We start from the raw sequence: 4,891 nt of genomic DNA, 5'->3' as shown, positions 1-4,891 counted from the left end.
TTTACTCTCTGCGCCTGAAGCGCCTCTGCGTGAAATAAAATCATACTCTTAATCAGCAACGCCGTTTAATGAAGTACAAAATTATCTGCGTTTATCTGCGTTTATCTGCGTTTAATTATTACTGCTTGTACCTCACTTGAATGGGAATGGCTATATCTGTGTTTACTTTACTATATAAACAGGTGAAAAATATTATCTAGTAGAAACAACTAACTATTAATAGCAGTGTTTACTCAGATTCAAAGGTTATGCGCTCCGACTGATATGCGGGTGGCTCAACATGAATTAAAATCCTCACTGGACTGAAACGTTCTTCTAGTTGTCTTTCTACTTCTTCGGTGATAATATGAGCAGTCTCTACATCGCGTGCATCTACAATTAAGTGCATTTCTATAAATACTTGACGGCCAATTACACCACGGGAGGCGATATCATGACAGTTAAGGACACCAGGTACGGAAACTGCGATTGTATGAATTATTTCTGGAGCGATCGCCATTTGGTCTACCAGCCAAGGTAAATTTTCTTTTAAAACTGACCAACCACTCCAAAATACCAGTAAAGCCACCGGGAAAGCCAGTAGCACATCTAACAACTGATAACCCAACCAAACCCCAATTAAACCACCAATAACGGAGATTGTCACCCACACATCACTCATGGTATGGGTAGCATCAGCGACTAAAATCGAACTACCGACTCTTCTCCCGACATTGCGCTCATAAAAGGCGACAAAAATATTTACTCCTAACACAATCAGTAATAACCACAGTTCTATAGGTGATACTTTCACAGGTTCACCACCTTTGATAATTCTTTCTACTGCACCTTGGACAATTTCAAAACAGGCTATACCTAAAAATGCCGCGATACCTAAAGCCCCCACTGCTTCAAATTTATTATGTCCATAAGGATGCTCTCGGTCTGGTAATGGTGAAGAAAACTTAATAGCAACTAATCCTAAGACATTATTAGCACTATCCGTCACACTATGTAAAGCATCCGCCAGTAAACTTAAAGAACCTGTCCAATAACCTACAACGACTTTTAAACCCATGACGAATACATTCAGCAGGAGAGTGATAATTAAAACTTTCCTAACTTCAGTGCGGTTATCGTAAGTCATATATTTATAATTGTGATTTGTGGAAAAAAGAATGGAGAATTTATTCTCTTGCTGTACAACAATAGGTATTTATTTCTAGGAATAAATATACAGGAAATAGGTCAAAAGTTGCTAATTAGGAATTAATATCTTTATTACAGAAAAAGATTCTCAACTTCTTTGACAAGTCGGGTATCTGGGAGCATCTTGAGGTAATATGGATAATTACGAATTATTTTTAATAAGTAGCTTATGTCTTTTGTACCTTTAACACTAAATCTAGTAGAAGGTTCTGTTTCCTTCAGTTTTTCACCCCAAGCAGCGCAAGAATTAAAAGCAGAAATCAATGAATTAATGAAAAGCCTCAAAGCTGTTGCTGCTAAAACCACCCCAGGTACAGGTAAAGTCAGCCCCCAACCTTCTCTGGAATATCGTTATACTGGGGATGTATTTGTGGAGATATTTTGTAATCCTAATATCTGGCCTACTCCCTTTGCGGCTAAAGTTTTGTTAACAATTCGCAATTTAGGTATTCGGTTGACAACAGAAGCGGAACTTACCCGCGTTATTGAGGATCTTAATCAGTATTTAGAGCAGTTTTAAATTAGGTAGTAGGGAAGAAGGGGAATTTTTGCCAATAAACATCTGGTGAAAATTAAATGTGCGTATATCTCACTCCTATACAGAGTATGGGGGTGAGATAACCAGATAAGTTAGCACCCCTGACTAAACTTGTCACCAAATTCCGGTGGAGCTATTGTTACTAAGCTATTTTTTGCTTGGACTTGCTTTATGAAACATTCTATGTATATACTATGTAATAGGATTTTTAACTAGACAACACCCAAAGTAACCAAGTAATGAGTATTGGCCAGAATCAGAAAATCGCTTTGTAGAAAAAGCTATTCGTGATATTAAAAATGAATTGACGGAACGATTAAAGGACTATACGCCAGAAATTGAAAATTTGGAAGTAGTAAGACTGAGTACGTGGCCTGCCCTATTATCCATTCAAATACAAAATTCCGATGATAACTACAGTTTTAATGCGTGTGAGAAAGCGGATACACATTTTAAAACACTAATTGGAAAAGATATATTAGGAGATTTGAACCGTAACACAGAAAAATGGACTAGACACGATAGAAAGAGAGTTGCTGAAGCATTATGGCAAAATTCCTATGGAGAAGAATTTCAGCAAAATTTAAAGGAACATATTAATAAACATTTTCCCCAGTTAGTCATTCCACAAATGATAGATCGTTTTAATATTGCTGCTGGAAATGCTATCAAAGAATGGGCTTTACAAACAACAACAGCAATTCTTAATAGTTGGCAAGAAAACTATCAACAAGAATGTAAAAAGATAGAACAAAGTAGATTCGCACTTGAGCGTTTATTAGAATTTAGCACCACACAACTCAGAGAGCCTTTTGAAAGATTAGATATAGAGATTCAGCAAGCCTTTACAGGAAAGTCAAAACAACAACCAGGTTTTTACTTGGAGAAAACTCTTATTGATATATTTTCTATGTACTACAGATGCCAACTCAACAGTTAAATTAAACACCACAGATGACGCTCCATTATCTGATAGTAAACGGGAAGTTTATATCAAAATCAATATTAATGATGGTCAAAACGTGATTAATAAAAAGACGCGTTATTCCTTGAAAGAAAATCTCTCTGAAAATGTGCAAGGTTATATTGAGGAATTAAAATGTCTTATGGATCTTTCTGGTTTAGAAAAATTTAACCGCATTTAAGGACTATCTACAAAATGGACTGGAAAACAGCATCTTCCTACTACGAAACCCGTCTCACCGAAGCGTTAAACATCCAAAGACGTGCGGTAGATTTAATCAACCTCATACCAACAGAAATTCCCACCAAATTACAAGAAATACTCATCCAAGAAGCACAACCCGCACGTCGTCAACTAGAAAGACTCAAAAAACGTGAATTTCGCATTGCAGTAGTCGGGTTAGAAAAAGCCGGAAAAAGTACCTTTGTTAATGCTTGGTTAGAATGTGATTTACTTCCAGTACAGGGTACAGGGTACAGGGTACGCAGGGTACTAGGTTTCAACTTTACTTTTCGTTACTTATGTCGGTTTTTTTCCGTTCACCTACTTAGCTTTAAAAAGTAATATTATGGAGAATGGGGGGAAGAATATCTAAAAACATTAATATGTCAACAAAATTTTTTACTAATAGCGAAGAAAATACCCTAATTAACAAGTTTGCAGGGGTGTTTACATATAATCCTCATATTCAATATTTTGATGCTTTGGTAGGATATTTTAGAGCATCAGGTTATTTTAGGATTAGACCATTTTTAGACAAAGTTCCCCAGATTAGAATATTAGTAGGAATTAATGTTGATCAAATGCTCGCTAATGCTCAAAAATCAGGGCTGGAATTTTTTAAACAAGAGGAAAGGACAAGAGCAGATTTTATTCGGGAAATTCAAAAAGATATTCAAGGTGCTAATTATGATCAAGAGACTGAACAAGGGATTTTACAATTTATTGATGACATAATTCAAAACAAAATTCAAGTCAAAGCACATCCAGAAAAAAACATCCACGCGAAGGTTTATATTTTACGTCCTGAACCATTTAATCAACATACACCAGCTACGGTCATAACTGGTTCTTCTAATCTCACAGATGCAGGTTTGGGTGGGGGAAATTTTTATAATTATGAGTTTAATGTGCAATTAACGGAATATGAGGATGTGCAATTTGCGACTACAGAATTTGAGAAACTTTGGGTTGAATCTGTTGATATATTACCAGTTGATATTAAAGATATCACTAAAGAAACTTATTTGAATGCAGAAACCACTCCCTTTGAATTATATATAAAATTGCTGAGTGAATATTTTAGTGAATATGTTGGCGAAAATATTAATTATGATGCTGATTACATTGGTGATTTACCGGAAAATTTTAAAAAACTTTCTTATCAAGTTGATGCTGTAAATCAAGGTTTTAATATGTTGATTAAGCACAATGGCTTTATTTTAGCTGACGTGGTGGGATTAGGTAAAACCGTAATTGCAGCTATGGTAGCTAAAAAGTTTTTAATGGAAAATGGCAGAAACAATACTAAAATATTAGTTGTTTATCCTCCAGCAGTAGAAAAGAACTGGAAAAACACTTTCAAATATTTTAATATTGACAAATATACCAAGTTTATCACTAATGGTAGTCTTGATAAGATATTAACACAACATCAAGATTATTGGAACAAGGAAGAATATGATTTAGTGATAGTTGACGAAGCCCATAAATTTCGTCATCATAAAACTGGTGCTTTTCAAAACTTGCAATTAATTTGTAAAAGTCCCAGAATAAATCAGGGTTTAATTCCCGGTAATCAAAAAAAAGTAATTTTAGTATCTGCGACACCTTTAAATAATCGTCCAGATGACATTTATTATCAAATTCAAATGTTTCAAGACGCTAGACAGTCAACACTACCAATTACAAATTTAACTGCTTTTTTCAATCCTTTAATGGAACAGTATAAAAGTTTGAAACGATTTGAAGAATTAGATGTGAATAAACTCAGAGCAATTTATGGAGAAATTAGGAGTAAGGTGATTGAACCTATTACTATTAGAAGAACTAGAACAGATTTAGAAAATATTATTGAATATAAATTAGATTTAGCAGCGCAAGGAATTATATTTCCTCAAGTAAAACCACCTCAAAAAGTGGAATATCTCTATGTGTCAACAAATCAGTTATGTTCATTGGATGGAAGATATTATGAAATG

Annotated in this window: 5 protein-coding genes; 4 read left to right on the top strand and 1 reads right to left on the bottom strand. The window is 34.7% G+C overall.

Going from position 1 to position 4,891, the window contains the following annotated elements; all coding sequences use genetic code 11:
- Positions 1–229: 229 nt before the first annotated feature.
- The gene (gene cdf31 / locus ACIR131C_RS0111825; protein ID WP_028090360.1) at positions 230–1,126 is read right to left on the bottom strand and encodes a CDF family zinc efflux transporter Cdf31; all 897 of its coding nucleotides are present in this window, start codon (positions 1,124–1,126) and stop codon (positions 230–232) included.
- A 231-nt stretch (positions 1,127–1,357) separates the two neighbouring features.
- On the opposite strand from cdf31, the gene ACIR131C_RS0111820 reads away from it, so the two are divergent.
- From ACIR131C_RS0111820 to ACIR131C_RS22600, 4 genes are all read left to right on the top strand, one after another.
- A complete protein-coding gene (locus ACIR131C_RS0111820; protein WP_028090359.1) occupies positions 1,358–1,708 on the top strand; it encodes a hypothetical protein in 351 nt (116 codons plus the stop codon).
- Positions 1,709–2,030: 322 nt separating this feature from the next.
- Positions 2,031–2,666 carry a hypothetical protein gene (locus ACIR131C_RS0111815; RefSeq protein WP_028090358.1) on the top strand — a complete coding sequence of 212 codons (636 nt, stop codon included), beginning with the start codon at positions 2,031–2,033 and terminating at the stop codon, positions 2,664–2,666.
- 219 nt (positions 2,667–2,885) lie between these two features.
- Positions 2,886–3,254, top strand: coding sequence for a hypothetical protein (locus tag ACIR131C_RS0111805; RefSeq protein WP_028090356.1), 369 nt, complete (start codon positions 2,886–2,888; stop codon positions 3,252–3,254).
- Between the two features lie 41 nt (positions 3,255–3,295).
- On the top strand, positions 3,296–4,891 hold a 1,596-nt coding region (locus ACIR131C_RS22600), incomplete at its 3' end, for an SNF2-related protein (protein ID WP_196811759.1).

Source organism: Dolichospermum circinale AWQC131C (assembly GCF_000426905.1).
GTDB lineage: Bacteria > Cyanobacteriota > Cyanobacteriia > Cyanobacteriales > Nostocaceae > Dolichospermum > Dolichospermum circinale.
This window is presented reverse-complemented; position numbering and strand designations above follow the sequence as displayed.

Coding starts and splice junctions, on each gene's coding strand:
- ACIR131C_RS0111805 (WP_028090356.1), top strand. CDS start 2,886: ATGGACTGGAAAACAGCATCTTCCTACTACGAAACCCGTCTCACCGAA.
- ACIR131C_RS0111820 (WP_028090359.1), top strand. CDS start 1,358: ATGTCTTTTGTACCTTTAACACTAAATCTAGTAGAAGGTTCTGTTTCC.
- cdf31 (WP_028090360.1), bottom strand. CDS start 1,126: ATGACTTACGATAACCGCACTGAAGTTAGGAAAGTTTTAATTATCACT.